This window comes from uncultured Tateyamaria sp. (assembly GCF_947503045.1).
Classification (GTDB): domain Bacteria; phylum Pseudomonadota; class Alphaproteobacteria; order Rhodobacterales; family Rhodobacteraceae; genus Tateyamaria.
The window spans coordinates 1,646,129-1,660,571 of the sequence record NZ_CANNCF010000001.1; the positions used below are offsets into that span (position 1 = coordinate 1,646,129).

The window sequence follows — 14,443 nt, forward strand, 5'->3', positions numbered from 1 at the left end:
CTACACTTTTGCCGGGAACCTTTTCGAGGGTCGGCGGGATGCGCAAACAGACATTGACCAAAGTGGCGGCGCTGTTGGCGATGAGCCTTGCCTTTCTGGTCGTCTTGCACCTTTCGCGGTTGATCTATTCCAGCGCGCCGCCGGACGTCGACGACGCCTATGTGATCGAAACTGATAGCGCGTCGCCGGACAATGCCGAGGCAGAAGTGGACTTTATGCAAGAACTGGCATCTGCCGATCCGCTGCAAGGCGCGGGGGTCTTCGGTAAATGTGCCGCCTGTCATGGGCTTGAGCCGGGGGTGCACGGTGTTGGTCCGTCGCTTTATAATGTGGTCGGGCGCGATGTGGCGGGAGTGGCGGGTTATCCGTACTCCGACGCGCTGCGCGCGCTGGGTGGACGCTGGACCGAGGAGGCGCTGAACAGCTATCTTGAATTCCCGAGCGCATATGCCCCTGGCACCACGATGGGGTTTCCGGGACTGAGGAAGGTGTCGGACCGCGCGGACCTGATCGTCTTTCTGGCGCTGGTGCCGGAACCGACGGCTGCGCCTGACCCTGCTGGCCCCGACGATGGTCCGGATGTTCCGCCAGATATGACTGATCCAAAAGACTTGCTCGCAGCATTGAAATTAGAAAGGCGCAGTATCCTTGACCGGGCCTATCCACTTGTGGACCCAGACGAGTGGCCGGAAGAGTTGAGGAAGGAATTTGAAGACCTTCTGGCTCGGGAATACAATTTGCAACCCCAACCCACGCAACCGCAACCCCAACCCACTCAACCTGATCCTCCGCCACCGCCGCAGGATACGGTCGCCAGGCTGATGCAGGACCAGCTCAAGGCGGCGGACCTTGCCTTTAACCGTCCGGAGACGATGCGGCTGGGGCAGGCGACCTCTGTTGAACTGGTGGTCTCGCCCCGCACAGCAAAACGCACGCCGCTGCCTGAGGAGGGTGCCAGTGTAGAGGAACAGGCCGAAAGCCTTGGGTTGTCGGCGGACCTGTCTGGCGCCACGCAGGTGGTCGAGGACGTGGATTATGCCATGCAGATGGAGGCGACGATCCTGGGCCTTGGGTTCAACATCGACCCGCCGGGACCGCAGCGCCAGACCGTGTTGCCGGATCGGCCCGCCAAGTGGGTCTGGACCATCGAACCCAAGACTGCCGGCGGTGATCAGGTGTTTACGGTCGAGGTGGATGCCATCGTGCAGCGCGACAGCAAGGATCTGCCCCCCGTGCGCATCCGCACCTTTACCGAGCGCATCACCGTGGACGTCACGCCCTGGCAGCGGGTGTTGCAAAGCGCCAAGGAACTGACGGCGGTGAACGCAGCCATCGTCGGCGTGGGCGGCACGCTGATTGCCGTGCTGGGATGGGTGTGGACACGGCTGCGCAAGAAGAAGCCCAAAGAACCCGCAAAGCCGCAGGAATTCGTTGTCACCCACAAGATCGCCGACGGCGACTGAGGCGCGTCTACTTTTCCGGGATCAACCCGCGTGGGCTGAACCGCAGGACCAGCAGCAGCACCAGTCCCATGGTCAAAAGCCGCATATGGGCCGCGGAATCCAGCAGGTGGTCGCGCAGCCAGTAGCCTTCGCTCATACCTGCGGTGATCAGGTTCATCAGACCCAAGCCCATGGGTTCAACCATCACCCAGAGCCACCAGATCAGAAATCCACCCAGAACCGAGCCGAGATTGCTGCCCGAGCCGCCCACGATCACCATCACCCAGACAAGGAAGGTGAACCGCAAGGGTTGGTAGGTGCCGGGGGTCAATTGACCATCGAGCGTCGTCATCATCGCACCGGCAATGCCGCAAATGGCAGAGCCGAGCACAAAGACCTGCAAGTGGCGCGCGGTGACGTCCTTGCCCATGGCTTCGGCCGCGACCTCATTGTCGCGGATGGCGCGCATCATGCGCCCCCATGGGGAATGCAGCGCCCGTTGGGCCAGCAGGAACAGGCCGATCAGCACGGCGGCAAAGAGGCCCGCATAGATCAGTTTGACCCACAGGGTCGAGGCGGTGACCGGATCAAGGCCCAGCCCCGCGACCCGTTCGACAAAGGCCGGATCGTTCTGCAGGTCGATCTCGTACGGGGCAGGGCGGGGCAGGCCCACCACGTTCTTGACGCCGCGCGCCAACCAGTCTTCGTTCTTGAGAACGGCGATGATGATTTCGGCAATGCCAAGGGTGGCAATGGCCAGATAGTCGGAGCGCAGGCCCAGGGCCGTCTTGCCGATGATCCACGCCGCCCCTGCGGCCAGCAGCCCGCCCACGGGCCAGGCCAGCAGGACCGGCAGACCCAGACCGCCCAGGTAGCCCGCATTGGCGGGGTTCACCGCCTCAACCGCGGCCACGCCGCCGTCAAACACGGCGCGGTAGACGAAAAAGCCGATGACCAGAATGGCGATCATGCCGATGTTGCGGACCTGTCCCTTGGGCAACGCGCCGTAAGCCAGAATGGCCCCCACGATGGTCGCCGCCCCAAGGATCAGCGACAGGATCACGCGCACGCCGCCTGCGGCCCAGGCCTCGCCCACAGGGTCCATCGAGATCAGCACCGTGGCCAGCCCGCCTAGGGCGACAAAGCCCATGATGCCCACATTGAACAGCCCGGCAAAGCCCCATTGCAGGTTCACCCCAAGGGCCATGATCGCGCTGATCAGGCCAAAGTTCAGCACGAACAGGGCCGCGTTCCAGCTTTGGATAAAGCCCGTCGCGATGATCAGAAAGGCGACCATGCCGAAATAGGCGATATTGCGTGTTGTGTCGCTCATACCGATTTCCCCGCAAACAGGCCCGTGGGCCGGAACAACAGCACAATCAGCAGGATCACGAAGCTGACGGCGAATTTATAGTCGGTGGACAAAAGCTGTGCGAGCCCGTCGGGCGCGAGGCTGTCTGGCAGGGCGTAATTGGCCACTTTCTTCCAGGCATAGGTGATCATGACCTCGGAAAAGGCGATGGTGAACCCGCCTGCGATTGCGCCGATGGGCGAGCCAAGCCCGCCGACGATGGCGGCGGCAAAGATCGGCAGCAGCAGCTGGAAATAGACAAAGGGCTTGAAGGATTTGTCGAGCCCGTAAAGCACCCCTGCGATGGTCGCCAGCGCCGCCACGATCAGCCATGTGACCATCACCACCCGCTCGGGGTTGATGCCGGAGAGTAGGGCGAGATCCTCGTTATCCGAATAGGCCCGCATGGATTTGCCCGTCCGCGTGCGGTTGAGGAAGTAGAACAGCGCAGCCACCACGATGATCGCCGTGACCACCGTGATCCCTTGGGTGGTTTTGATCGCCAGCCCCTCATCCAGTCCCGTCATCGCCTTGAAGGTGCGCACCGAGACGATGAACCGCTCGCCATCTGCAAAGCGCTGGTCATTGGGCCCGATGATGAAGCGCACGAGCCCGTTCATGATGAACATCACCCCGAGGCTCACGATGACGAAGATCACCGGTTTGGCCTTTTGCGCGCGGTAGAATTTGTACACCGCCCGGTCGGTGAACAGCATCAGCCCCGCACAGATCGCGATGCCGAAGGGCAGGGCGAGTAGGGCGGTGGGCAGGGGCCCGGCGCTGATGCCTGCGGTCTGAAACCCCCATGTGATCAGGATCGTGGCCATGGTGCCAAAGGCCATCGTGTCGCCATGGGCGAAGTTGGAAAAGCGCAGGATGCCGTAGATCAGCGTGACCCCAAGCGCGCCCAGGGCGAGTTGGCTGCCATAGGCGATGGCCGGGATCAGCACGAAGTTCGAGAGCGCCACGACGGCGTTAAGGAGGTCCATTAGTCTAAGCCTTCATTCGTTGATCGCATTCTGCTGCATGCGATCTTGGTCTTTTCCAAGGTGAATCCGCGATCAATACTGCTGGTGCCATACACATCAAATCCCACTGCGTCCGCCATTTCGAAGTTCGGGATAATGAATTTGCCAAACCCGCCTTCTAATCCATTTTCGAAGTGACGATGTGCATCCTCAATGGTTCGAAAGTAACCTAGTTTTCGTCGGTCGCGCCCGTCTTCCGTGCTGCTCAGCTCATAGGCGCGGTCACCGACCTTGAAAATCGTAATCATGGCCTCTCCCAGACTCACCCGAACGCAATAGCCCTCTGCATCACATGCGCCGTAGATCGAACACCGTGCCGGAAATCCCGACTGATCAAATGCTGCATGGGCAACTGCGGCGAACGCCAGACCAAACAATGCAGTGATTGTCGCGAAACGCATCCTCACCGCCCCAAGAACTTCTTGCGCGGTTTGGGGTCAGCACTTCCTTGCCTGCGCCCACAACCTCCGGCATTTGGCTGGCCTTTTGTGCGGTCAATCAGGATCGGGGTGCGATGAATGAGGCGCACGCCAAGCGCGCAATAGGCGATGGCCAGAAGCAGGAAGAAACTGCACAGTGGCAGAAAGGCGTTGAGGAGGTCCATTAGTCAGCTAGCTCACAATTCAGCCTAATTTCAACGGGGTTTGCATCCGGGTCTGAACCTCCATGAAACCATGTCATCGAAACGACATCGAGCCATGACTCACCAAGCTGTCGTATGACCAAGTTATTGGGCAGATCATTTGCGACGCCGTTTAGTGGACCATCAGGTGTTTTGGAGCCAGTGTAAGCAACGACGGTTGGAGCGCCAGATGTTAGAAAGATGAATACTGGGCAATACGACGAACAAACGTGAGAGAATGTCAGAATAACTTTGTCGTCTCGTTTTATGGTTTGAAGCGTGCCATCATCAGCCAATACGTTGACATCACGTGCAAATAGGCAGGAGTAAATGGGATCATATCTCGCAACCGCAGAGGAAGGCAGACCCATCGATAGGGTAAATAAGCTCACTACACTGGCACAGTAGCTGGAAAGGGATTTTTGTAGCATAACTACCCCCCCAAAAAGCTCTTGCGCACGTCCGGGTCCGCCAACAGCTCCTTGCCCGTTCCCGTAAACGCATTGCGCCCCTGCACCAGCACAAACCCCTTGTCGGCAATCTCCAGCGCCTGACGCGCGTTTTGTTCAACCATCAGGATCGGGATGCCAGTGCGCGCGACCTCGATGATGCGATCAAACAGCTCGTCCATGACGATGGGCGACACGCCCGCGGTCGGTTCGTCCAGCATCAGCACTTTGGGTTGGGTCATCAGCGCGCGGCCCACGGCGACCTGTTGGCGCTGCCCGCCGGACAATTCGCCTGCAGCCTGATTGCGCTTTTCCTTCAGGATCGGGAACAGATCATAGACCTGCGCCATCGTGCCGGAAAAATCGTCCAGCCGGATAAAGGCGCCCATCTCGAGGTTTTCCTCGACCGTCATCGAAGTAAAGATATTCGAGGTCTGCGGCACAAAACCCATGCCCTTGGCCACCCGGTCTTGTGGGGAGAGGTCGGTGATGTCCTCGCCATCCAGCCGCACCGAGCCCTGGCGGACGTCCAGCATCCCGAACACGGCTTTCATTGCCGTGGACTTGCCCGCACCGTTGGGCCCGACAATCACGGCAATTTCGCCCGGGTTCACCGCAATGGTGCAGTCATGCAGAATGTCCGGGCCAGCGCCATAGCCGCCGGTCATTGTATCGCCGATCAAAAAGGCATCAGCGGTGTTCATCGCGGCCTTGGTGCCGGGGGATGCCGCAAGCGTGCCCGCGCCCTTGGGATTGGCGATGGAGGCATCCTTGTTGCCGCGTGTGTCCTGATAGGGGTTGGTCATTGCGCCGTCCCCTGCTTCTCTGATTTGAAAAAATCCTGGGGAGCGCGAGGGGCAAAGCCCCTCGCATCGGTCGGATTGGCGCAGCCAATTCGAAACAAAATCATGCGCCCACCTTGTCTTTGTTTTTCAACCCTGTGCCCAGATAGGCCTCGATTACCGCCTCGTTGGCCTTGATCTCGGCCAATGTGCCCTCGGCCAACACGTGGCCCTCGGCCATGCAGATGACCGGGTCGCAAATTTTGCCAATGAAATCCATGTCATGCTCGATCACCACAAAAGTATAGTTGCGTTCCTGGTTCAGGCGCAGGATCGCGTCGCCGATGGTGTTCAGAAGGGTGCGGTTCACGCCCGCGCCGACCTCGTCCAGAAACACGATCTTGGCATCCACCATCATGGTGCGGCCCAGTTCCAGCAGTTTTTTCTGCCCGCCCGAGACCTGACCCGCCTTGTGATCGGCCAGATGTTCGACCGTGAGGAATTCGAGCACCTCATCGGCCTTGGCGGCCAGTGCGCGTTCCTCATCCGCGATGCGTTTGCGGCCAAACCACGTGTTCCACAGCGTCTCGCCTGATTGCGCGCCGGGCACCATCATCAGGTTCTCGCGGCAGGTCATCGACGAAAACTCGTGCGCGATCTGGAAGGTGCGCAGCAGGCCCTTGTGAAACAGCGTGTGCGGCGGCAGGCCGGTGATGTCTTCACCGTCCATGGTGACGCGCCCCGACGTTGGTGGAAGAACGCCCGCGATCACATTGAAAAGAGTGGTCTTTCCCGCGCCATTGGGGCCAATCAGACCAGTGATCGAACCGGGCGTGATGCTGAGGCTTGCGCCATCCACTGCGTGAAAGCCGCCAAAATGTTTGTAAAGGTCGTCAACGACGATCATATGGGTCCCCGCGTCACTTTAAGAGTGATCTTCAAGATATTGAAACAGCCCGAGGATTGCGCCCCGGGCTGTCTGGTCAAACCAGGTTTGACTTAGCGGTACTTGGCCGTTGTGATCTCGCCGCCTTCGATGACGATCTGGCGGTAGTTGCCCGCAGATTCACCGGGTCCGATCAGCTCGACGGCTGTGGCGCCGACATAGTCGATGTCGCCGCCGTCCTTGATGATCTGCAGCGCCTTACCCAGCTGACCGGGGAAGATCTGCTCGCCCGGTGCGTTGGCAACATTCATGACGTGGTCTTTGTAGTCATTGGAATCCTTCGAACCCGCGGCCTGCATGGCCAGCATGATCAGGGCCGCGGCGTCGTAGGATTCCGGCGTGAAGGGCGATGTGGCGTCAAAGGCGCCGGCCACCATGTCGGTGAACATCGCGGCCCCTTCGGAGTTGGTGCCGGGGTGCTGGCCGGTGGATCCTTCGATTTCGTCACCGAAGTTTTCCTGCAGCTTGGCGCCGATCATCCCGTCGGGGAAGTGGAACGTGTCAAAGGCACCGGAATCAAGGGCGGCGCGCACGATGCCCGATCCACCCTGATCGACATAGCCCGCAACGACGAGGCGGTCACCACCGGCCGAGGCCAGTGCGCCGACTTCAGCCGAATAGTCGGCCTTGCCGTCTTCGTGGGCGGCGTTGATGGTGACTGTGCCACCTGCCGCTTCAAAGGCGGCCTGGAAGCTGTCGGCCAGACCCTTGCCGTAGTCGTTGTTGGTGTAGGTGACGGCCACTTCCTTGATGCCTTCTTCCATCAGCACCTGGGTCATCACGACGCCCTGACGCGCGTCAGACGGGGCTGTGCGGAAGAACAACCCGTTGTCTTCATTGTCATTGTGGCTGAGGCCCGGGGATGTGGCCGAGGGGGATATCATCACCACGCCGTTGGCCACGGCCACGTTGTTCAGGATCGCGCCGGTCACACCCGAGCAGTCCGCGCCCATGATGCCGTCGACCTTGTCAGCCGTGACCAGACGCTCGGCGGCGGCTGTTGCAGCGCCCGCATCAACGCATGTGGAATCCGCGCGCACGGATGAGACGGTGGCGCCATCCAGCAGCAGGCCGCTTTCGGTGACTTCTGCCATCGCCAGTTCAGCGCCGTCTGCCATCGAGGGCGTCAGCGATTCAATGGGGCCGGTAAAGCCGAGGATAATGCCAAGTTTGACTTCTTTTGCATGACCGTCCGCATAGGCAGTGCCAGCCATAAGTGCCGTGGCCGCTGTGGCCATCATCAGTTTTTTCATCTTCTTCTCCCTGATTGGAACTTTTGTTCTCGGGCGGAACGTTACGTGGGGTGTTTGAAAAAGAAAAGTGTCTTACTGCGGGGCTTTGCAGCCAATTGGCCTGTAAATCAGTGAAAAACAGCACATATGGACCGGGGTGACGTAACGCGAACCGGTTTGGAGACTGTGGCCGATGAAAAACGCTATGATTCTGACACTGGCCGTTCTGGCCGGTCCTGCCCTTGGAATGGATGCCGAACGTGGGGCGGTGACGGTCACTCCGGTCGCCGCGGGCCTCAATGAGCCCTGGGCCGTGGCACCCCTGCCGGATGGATCCTTGCTGGTGACGGAACGCGATGGGACCCTGCAGCTGATCCGCAACGGGAAGGCCACACTGGTGCGTGGCACGCCGCGTGTCGTGGCGCGCGGGCAGGGCGGGTTGCTCGACATTACACTGGCGCGCGATTTTGCCACCAGCCGCACGTTGTTTCTGACCTATTCCAAACCGCAGGGTCGTGGGTCGGGCACCGCGCTGGCCGCTGCCGAGTTGAGCGCGGATGGCAGTCGCCTTGTTGGTCTGCGCGACCTCTTTGAAAGCGCGCCGGGTGGCAATACGGGCCGCCATTTCGGCAGCCGCGTGGTCGAGGCGCGTGATGGCACGTTGTTTGTGACCATCGGTGATCGCGGCGACCGCCCCTCGGCGCAGGATCGCACCCTGCATAACGGCTCCATTGTGCGGGTGAACCGCGATGGCAGCGTGCCTGCCGACAACCCCTTTGTAGGGCAAGACGGGGTGCTGCCTGAAATCTGGTCCTACGGGCACCGCAACCCGCAAGGGGCGGGGCTGGACGGGCGCGGCACGCTCTGGACGGCCGAACACGGCGCGCGCGGCGGGGACGAGGTGAACCGCATCGAGAAGGGCGCAAATTTTGGCTGGCCGGTGATTTCCTACGGCGTGCACTATTCCGGCGGCAAGATCGGCGAAGGCCAGAGCAAGCCGGGGATGGAGCAACCGGCCTTTTACTGGGACCCGTCCATCGCGCCCTCGGGGCTGATGGTCTATCAGGGCAATATGTTTCCCGAATGGAAAGGGGATATGTTCGTCGGCTCGCTCAAGTTCAGTTATATCTCGCGGCTGGAGGTCTCGGGCGATAGCGTGCGCGAAGTCGAGCAGCTGGAAAGTGACGAAACCCTGCGCGTGCGCGACATTGTCGAGGACGCTGATGGCAGCATCCTCTTTGTCTCTGTCGGCGCGGGTGCGGTCTATCGGATGACCCGTTGACAACAAAGGGACACCGATTTTTCGTCTCAGGGGCGTGCCGCCCTCAGGTCGGATCGACGACGCCCATCGCGATCAGGCGCAGCGCCGTCATCGAGGGGATAAAGAAATACTCGCCCCCCCGGCATTCCACGAACGTCTTGAGTTTGCTCATGATGTAGGGCGGTTTGCCGGTCTTGGGATCGGACGGAATGGTAAAGCGGGTGTGGGTGCGGTGCTCGCCCAGCATCGGGCAGGTGTTGTTGCCCTGATGAAAGTCGAGCCCGTATTGCACCCATTGCTGCTGCACGAATTCGAACTGGCGAAAGAGGCTGGTGCCGACAATCATCATCGCCACCCCCTGTTCGGTGTCGTCCGTATTCTTGGTCGGGTCCGAGGCGCCATAGGGCAGGCCGCGCCGCAGCACGCGCCGCCGCTTGTTCAGGGCATGGGTGGCGTCGGGGTTCTTGTGTGGGTTGCCGTTCTCATCCACGCCGGGCGTGTTGAGCGGGTCGAGATAGTCGCGCGTGTTCATGCGCCGGATATGAGCGCCGCCGGGTACGTTGAAACCGGGCATGTCATCGGCAAAGCGAAAGTCGGAGGCAGCGGGTGAGCGCAGGTATTTCGCCTGATTTTCCAGTGCCTTGATGGGATCGGGGTCGTCAAAGCCATGCTGCGCGCGGAACGCCTGCCAGTCGGCATAGGTGGGCACAACCGCCAGCGGCACACCGTCTGACCAGCGTCCGCACATCTTGGCACGCAACACCTCGGCGGCCTCGTCCTCGGGGATGTCCATGACGGCGGCGAAGGACTTTGCCTCTTCGGCGAGCACCTCGTCGAAGCGGCCCACATATTCGTGCAGTTTGCGAAAGGCCATGAAAGTGCCGTTTTGCGAGAATTCCGGGGGCATGGCGGCAGGGGGCAGTTCCTGGCTTTCATCCGGGTGGCCAAGGATGAATTCACCGGTCTGGATCGGCACCCATTTGCCATCCACGCGCTTGCCGCGCCCGATCACGGCGGTTTTCATGTCCGATGGGCGGTATTGCCCGTCAAAGACCGGATCGCCGATGCCGTCGGCAAAGCCGAAATGTTCCTTGGGGGTGGGCAGATGGGTTTTCCCGTGGGTGTCGAACACGGCGTTGGCGGATTGAAAATCCGCCTTGCCGTCCTGCCCGATGCCTGACAGCAGCCGCACGCCGCCGTTCGAGGCCTTGCACAGATCGCGCAGCCACTGGGTGCGTTCCACCAGCGCGTCGACCGGTTCGGCGGTGCCGGGGGCCTTGAGTTGCGCATTGAGCGAGACCCAGATGTGGACGTCATTTTCGCCCCCCGCGCCGGGCACGCGGTTGTTGCGCCAGATCGGATCCCAATGGGCGTCCCAGTTTGGATCATCCTCGGCCACCTTTGTGGTGTCGCGATCGCCCAGCACAAAAGCGCGGCTTTTCATACCTTCGGCGAATTCGTCCGGCATCCCCTTGAGGGTGCGCGCGGGCACGTCAAGTTGCCACAAGCCAAAGAAGGTAAAGCCGATATTGGTGGTGCATTCCGGCTTTTCCGCCTCTTCGGGCCAGCGCGCGGCGGTTGTCACCTGCGCACGCACCGCATCCACGAATTTGCGCCCTTCGGCGGGCGAGACGATGTTGAAAAAGAAATAACGCGCGAAAGGGAAGGAAAAGCGGCCATAGGCGCGCACCACGTTGCCCTGAATGTCGTGAAGATTGAGTGTGCGGGTCATCGGGGAAACCTTTTGCTCACGGGGCACCTATGACACCGGGGCCTTGTGTCGGGCCGCTGCGGTCGCCGGGTTTGTGCTGATCGACAAAGGCGCCAAAGGCCTTGTGCAGGTCCGCGTCGCTGGCCCCTTGGGTGTCGACCACGAAATCCGAGAACCTGCGCTGCATATAAAGCGCCTTGAGAACCGACGGCAGGTCGTCATATTCCCCCGGCGGCAGCGGTTTTTCTCCGTTGCTGATTGCGTAGCGCACAGCCCCATAAAGGGCCCCGCCGGTGACAATCGCCCCGAGGATCAGCGCAAGCAACGTGTTCATGCCGATCACCGGCATTTCGCCCACACCCATGACCCGCAGGAGCAGCGCCAGCAGGGTAAAGACCAGCGGTATGCCAACCCCGATCAGCAACCCCTTGACCGGCAGGCGGTTGAAGGTCGGCATCTTGAGGTAATAGTCGTGGAACGGCATCGTCGTTTCCACATGGCAGCGTTCGAGATAAGCGGCGAAATCATCACCCGTTTCGACCCCGTCAAAGCCCACGCAGTTCACATAGACGTCGCGCAGCTCGTCCTCCATCGTGTCCCACAGCTTGCGGGCATAAGAGGCGCGCACGCGCTTTTGCGCCTCGGGGGTCAGCTCGGTCGGCAGCGGCGCGCCGTCCTGTTCGACCGCGTCGATATCGGCGCAGAACACAAGGTAGGAGGTGTTGAGCCTGTCGACCTCTTGAATCGTGGCCGGGTCGTCGCCGGTGACCGAGGCCGCCAGAGCGTTCTTGCCCACGCGCCCATTGTAGACCACGTCGTTGAGCACAAACATCCGCGCCAGATGGGTGCGCGTGTTGCGTGCAAAGGGGCTGTTCACGCCGATCTTTTCGGTGGCGGGTGATTGCAGGGCGGTGGGCAGTTTGGCCAGTGCGATGCGCACGTCCTGGGTGAAGGAGGTGTGTTTGTGCCCGCCCGACCCGCTGTCGCGGATGGGGGCAAAGGTGGTCAGAAAGATGTGGCCGCTGTCGAAATCAGGCATGTGCGTGTTCCTTCACTCGGCCTTGCCGGCGATATAGGCGCCGCGGTTGAGGTCGGCGCGCTCGGTACTCAGGCTTGCCACCGGGCCAAAGCCCACATCGCCGAACCCCGATTGCACCCGGGCGAGGGCGGCACGGTAGGTCTTGGCGAACTCTGCGGGGCTTTGTGTGCGATGCGCCTCTTGCAGCTCAAGCAGCGCATCGTAGGTGGCAAGCGACGTCTTGATGTCGCGCTGTGCAGCCCCCGGAGTGGCGTTGTAATAGTAATCCGTGCTGATCTGGTTGTGGGTGATGTAGTCCTTGAACGGGGTCACCGGGATCGACAGCGGGTATTTCGTGGCCGAGAACCAGAACAGGTTCAGACCGTTGGGGATGCCGTCGGAAAAGGCGTCGATATACTGATCCCACGTGCCGTTGAAATTTGAGCAGAACAGCATGTAGTCATTGTCGATGCGCTGCTTGCCCTGACCCAGATCCGGCCAGTCCTCGGGTTTGATGATGACCCAGCGCGCAAAGTGGATCAGCGACAGACCCAACAGACCTGCCAGCCGCTCGGGCATTCCGCGCGCCGCCATAAAGAGCAATCGGTTGATCCACGTGATCCGGGGGTTGCTTGGCGTCACCACATTCATGGCATAGGCCTTGCCCGCAATATTCGTCATGCCTCACCTCGGCGCAAAAACTTGAACTCAATAGGGATCAAATACCACGACTGGTTGAATTTGTTAACGATTAAGGTGGGGTAGGGTGCAATTCTTCTGACCCGGCGCGCGGCACTGCGCGAAACGGCACACCAAATCAGCGCCTTGGCGCGCGGCCTTACGATGGTGTGGACATAGATGGAAACAGGTTGCTCAGCAGGCTGATCAGGAACGCGGTGCTGATCCCGAAGGTCAGCAATCCGGTGACGGCGGCAAAGGTTGCAAAGATGCGCAGGCTCTCGCCCAGGATCAGGTCGCCGTAGCCCAGCGTGGTGTAGGTCACCATCGCGAAATAGAAGCTTTCGGCAAATGTGGTCAGCGCCGCGCTCAGCAGAAACACAAAGGCCCAGGTCCAGACCTGCACCGTGTGGGCCAGCAGAATGATCAGCACACCAAGGCTCAGCACCAGCCCACGGCGCATGTTGCGGCGCATGTGTTCGATCCGCTGGGCCAAGCGTTTCATCAGCGGAATGCTGCCCGCGACAATGGCCACATGAAGCAGCGCACACGCCGTCAGCAGGGCACTGCCAAACAGGATTTGCAATGACGTCGACATAATTCGTCCCCATCCGTTGACTCGCGGATTGCGAGCATCAAAGCTGTCTTGGATCATATGAGAGGAAGTGCTGAGCAATGGAAATAGTTCAACGGCTTTTGCACTGCGTTGCAGTCTCGATTCTTTGCGCAGGCGGGGCGCAGGCCCAGGACGGGGTGCGGCCCGCCAAGGTGGCGCTGGTCGAGGAAACCGAAAGCACGATCCGGCGCAGCTATCCGGCCATTGTGCTGCCTTCGGTCGAGGTTGATCTGTCGTTCCGGGTCAGTGGCCGGGTGATCGAATTGCCGATCCGTGGCGCGATGGATGTGGCCGAGGGGGATTTGATCGCTCAAGTGGACCCACGCGATTTCGAACAGCAGGTCGCGCAACTGGAAAGCACGCGCGATCAGGCCCTTGCCCAACTGTCCGCCCTGCGCAGTGGTGCCCGCGCCGAAGAGATCGTGGCCCTTGAAGCGGCCGTTGAGTCCGCCCAAGCGCAGGTCGATCAGGCCCGTGAACAGGCCGAACGGACCCGCGAACTGGTCGAGCGCGGCGTTGTCGCCGCCGCCCGTCAGGAACAGGATGATGCCACCCTGCGCGTGGCCGAGGCCAATCTGAGTGCGCAGGAAGAACAACTGGTCATCGGCCAATCCGGCGGGCGCGCCGAAGATATCGAAGCCGCCGAAGCGTCCCTGCGCGGACTTGAGGCGCAATTGCAGGCGGCCCGCGATGCCCTTGCTGACGCGACGCTGACCGCCCCTTTTGGCGGCGTAATCGCCCGGCGCAACATCGACAATTTCACCAACGTGCAGGCAGGCCAAAGTATTGCGCTGCTCCAGAACCTGTCGAGCGTCCATCTCGCCTTTGACGTGCCGGGCCCGGATGTGGTCTCGATGTCGGCCAATGGTCAGGAGAACATTGAAACGCGTGTGATATTTGATGCGATCCCGGGCGAAGTGTTTGAGGCCGAAGTGGTTGAGTTTTCGGTGCAGGCCGATGCGGCCACCCAAACCTATCGCGGGCGCGTCAGCGTGGTTCCGCCGCAAGGCTCGGCGATCCTGCCGGGCATGGTGGGGCGTGTCATCGCCTCGGCGCCCGGCAATGCCGCACAGTTGCGCATTCCGCTGACCTCTGTTGCGGCGGGCGCGGATGGATCGCCTTTTGTCTGGCAGGTCGATGACGTTGGTGATGTGGCCCGGCGCACCGTCAGCCTTGGCGAGGCGATGGGCGGGGATGTGATCGTCACCGACGGTCTGGCCAAGGGCGACCGCATCGTGGCCGCCGGTGTCAGCCAGATTTTGGATGGCATGCGCATCCGCCCCATCACCAAAGTCGGGGAATAAGGG

14 protein-coding genes are annotated in these 14,443 nt (G+C 61.1%); 3 read left to right on the plus strand and 11 right to left on the minus strand.

Annotated elements, in window-relative coordinates; translation table 11 throughout:
• Positions 1–38: 38 nt before the first annotated feature.
• Complete coding sequence (locus tag Q1A89_RS08255; protein ID WP_299725896.1) at positions 39–1,463, plus strand: cytochrome c family protein; 1,425 nt, start codon at positions 39–41, stop codon at positions 1,461–1,463.
• A gap of 7 nt (positions 1,464–1,470) precedes the next feature.
• Here the strand turns inward: Q1A89_RS08255 and Q1A89_RS08260 are convergent, their stop codons facing one another.
• The 7 genes from Q1A89_RS08260 to Q1A89_RS08290 form a co-directional block, all read right to left on the minus strand.
• Positions 1,471–2,775 carry a branched-chain amino acid ABC transporter permease gene (locus Q1A89_RS08260; protein ID WP_299725898.1) on the minus strand — a complete coding sequence of 435 codons (1,305 nt, stop codon included), beginning with the start codon at positions 2,773–2,775 and terminating at the stop codon, positions 1,471–1,473.
• Positions 2,772–3,782, minus strand: coding sequence for a branched-chain amino acid ABC transporter permease (locus Q1A89_RS08265; protein WP_299725900.1), 1,011 nt, complete (start codon positions 3,780–3,782; stop codon positions 2,772–2,774). Before Q1A89_RS08265 ends, Q1A89_RS08260 begins: the two co-directional genes overlap by 4 nt.
• On the minus strand, positions 3,782–4,222 hold the full coding sequence (locus Q1A89_RS08270; RefSeq protein ID WP_299725903.1) for a hypothetical protein: 441 nt from the start codon (positions 4,220–4,222) through the stop codon (positions 3,782–3,784). Before Q1A89_RS08270 ends, Q1A89_RS08265 begins: the two co-directional genes overlap by 1 nt.
• A 2-nt stretch (positions 4,223–4,224) precedes the next feature.
• Positions 4,225–4,425: a hypothetical protein gene (locus Q1A89_RS08275; RefSeq protein ID WP_299725906.1), complete on the minus strand. Its 201-nt coding sequence runs from the start codon at positions 4,423–4,425 to the stop codon at positions 4,225–4,227.
• 451 nt (positions 4,426–4,876) lie between these two features.
• Complete coding sequence (locus tag Q1A89_RS08280; protein WP_299725909.1) at positions 4,877–5,698, minus strand: ABC transporter ATP-binding protein; 822 nt, start codon at positions 5,696–5,698, stop codon at positions 4,877–4,879.
• A 100-nt stretch (positions 5,699–5,798) separates the two neighbouring features.
• Positions 5,799–6,581, minus strand: coding sequence for an ABC transporter ATP-binding protein (locus Q1A89_RS08285; RefSeq protein WP_299725911.1), 783 nt, complete (start codon positions 6,579–6,581; stop codon positions 5,799–5,801).
• 92 nt (positions 6,582–6,673) lie between these two features.
• Positions 6,674–7,873: an ABC transporter substrate-binding protein gene (locus tag Q1A89_RS08290; RefSeq protein ID WP_299725914.1), complete on the minus strand. Its 1,200-nt coding sequence runs from the start codon at positions 7,871–7,873 to the stop codon at positions 6,674–6,676.
• Positions 7,874–8,099: 226 nt separating this feature from the next.
• Here Q1A89_RS08290 and Q1A89_RS08295 point away from each other — a divergent pair, with 226 nt between their 5' ends.
• Positions 8,100–9,134 (plus strand): PQQ-dependent sugar dehydrogenase, encoded by a 1,035-nt coding sequence (locus Q1A89_RS08295; protein ID WP_299726170.1) that lies wholly within the window; start codon positions 8,100–8,102, stop codon positions 9,132–9,134.
• A gap of 43 nt (positions 9,135–9,177) precedes the next feature.
• On the opposite strand, the gene Q1A89_RS08300 is transcribed toward Q1A89_RS08295, so the two are convergent.
• The 4 genes from Q1A89_RS08300 to Q1A89_RS08315 form a co-directional block, all read right to left on the minus strand.
• Positions 9,178–10,845 (minus strand): peroxidase, encoded by a 1,668-nt coding sequence (locus Q1A89_RS08300; RefSeq protein ID WP_299725917.1) that lies wholly within the window; start codon positions 10,843–10,845, stop codon positions 9,178–9,180.
• A gap of 16 nt (positions 10,846–10,861) precedes the next feature.
• Positions 10,862–11,863 (minus strand): hypothetical protein, encoded by a 1,002-nt coding sequence (locus Q1A89_RS08305; RefSeq protein ID WP_299725919.1) that lies wholly within the window; start codon positions 11,861–11,863, stop codon positions 10,862–10,864.
• Positions 11,864–11,875: 12 nt separating this feature from the next.
• A complete protein-coding gene (locus tag Q1A89_RS08310; RefSeq protein WP_299725922.1) occupies positions 11,876–12,523 on the minus strand; it encodes a hypothetical protein in 648 nt (215 codons plus the stop codon).
• Positions 12,524–12,680: 157 nt separating this feature from the next.
• The gene (locus tag Q1A89_RS08315) at positions 12,681–13,118 is read right to left on the minus strand and encodes a potassium channel family protein (RefSeq protein WP_299725926.1); all 438 of its coding nucleotides are present in this window, start codon (positions 13,116–13,118) and stop codon (positions 12,681–12,683) included.
• A 77-nt stretch (positions 13,119–13,195) separates the two neighbouring features.
• On the opposite strand from Q1A89_RS08315, the gene Q1A89_RS08320 reads away from it, so the two are divergent.
• Positions 13,196–14,440: an efflux RND transporter periplasmic adaptor subunit gene (locus Q1A89_RS08320; RefSeq protein WP_299725928.1), complete on the plus strand. Its 1,245-nt coding sequence runs from the start codon at positions 13,196–13,198 to the stop codon at positions 14,438–14,440.
• The last annotated feature ends 3 nt before the right edge of the window (positions 14,441–14,443 follow it).

Coding starts and splice junctions, on each gene's coding strand:
- Q1A89_RS08255 (WP_299725896.1), top strand. CDS start 39: ATGCGCAAACAGACATTGACCAAAGTGGCGGCGCTGTTGGCGATGAGC.
- Q1A89_RS08260 (WP_299725898.1), bottom strand. CDS start 2,775: ATGAGCGACACAACACGCAATATCGCCTATTTCGGCATGGTCGCCTTT.
- Q1A89_RS08265 (WP_299725900.1), bottom strand. CDS start 3,782: ATGGACCTCCTTAACGCCGTCGTGGCGCTCTCGAACTTCGTGCTGATC.
- Q1A89_RS08270 (WP_299725903.1), bottom strand. CDS start 4,222: ATGCGTTTCGCGACAATCACTGCATTGTTTGGTCTGGCGTTCGCCGCA.
- Q1A89_RS08275 (WP_299725906.1), bottom strand. CDS start 4,425: ATGGACCTCCTCAACGCCTTTCTGCCACTGTGCAGTTTCTTCCTGCTT.
- Q1A89_RS08280 (WP_299725909.1), bottom strand. CDS start 5,698: ATGACCAACCCCTATCAGGACACACGCGGCAACAAGGATGCCTCCATC.
- Q1A89_RS08285 (WP_299725911.1), bottom strand. CDS start 6,581: ATGATCGTCGTTGACGACCTTTACAAACATTTTGGCGGCTTTCACGCA.
- Q1A89_RS08290 (WP_299725914.1), bottom strand. CDS start 7,873: ATGAAAAAACTGATGATGGCCACAGCGGCCACGGCACTTATGGCTGGC.
- Q1A89_RS08295 (WP_299726170.1), top strand. CDS start 8,100: ATGGATGCCGAACGTGGGGCGGTGACGGTCACTCCGGTCGCCGCGGGC.
- Q1A89_RS08300 (WP_299725917.1), bottom strand. CDS start 10,845: ATGACCCGCACACTCAATCTTCACGACATTCAGGGCAACGTGGTGCGC.
- Q1A89_RS08305 (WP_299725919.1), bottom strand. CDS start 11,863: ATGCCTGATTTCGACAGCGGCCACATCTTTCTGACCACCTTTGCCCCC.
- Q1A89_RS08310 (WP_299725922.1), bottom strand. CDS start 12,523: ATGACGAATATTGCGGGCAAGGCCTATGCCATGAATGTGGTGACGCCA.
- Q1A89_RS08315 (WP_299725926.1), bottom strand. CDS start 13,118: ATGTCGACGTCATTGCAAATCCTGTTTGGCAGTGCCCTGCTGACGGCG.
- Q1A89_RS08320 (WP_299725928.1), top strand. CDS start 13,196: ATGGAAATAGTTCAACGGCTTTTGCACTGCGTTGCAGTCTCGATTCTT.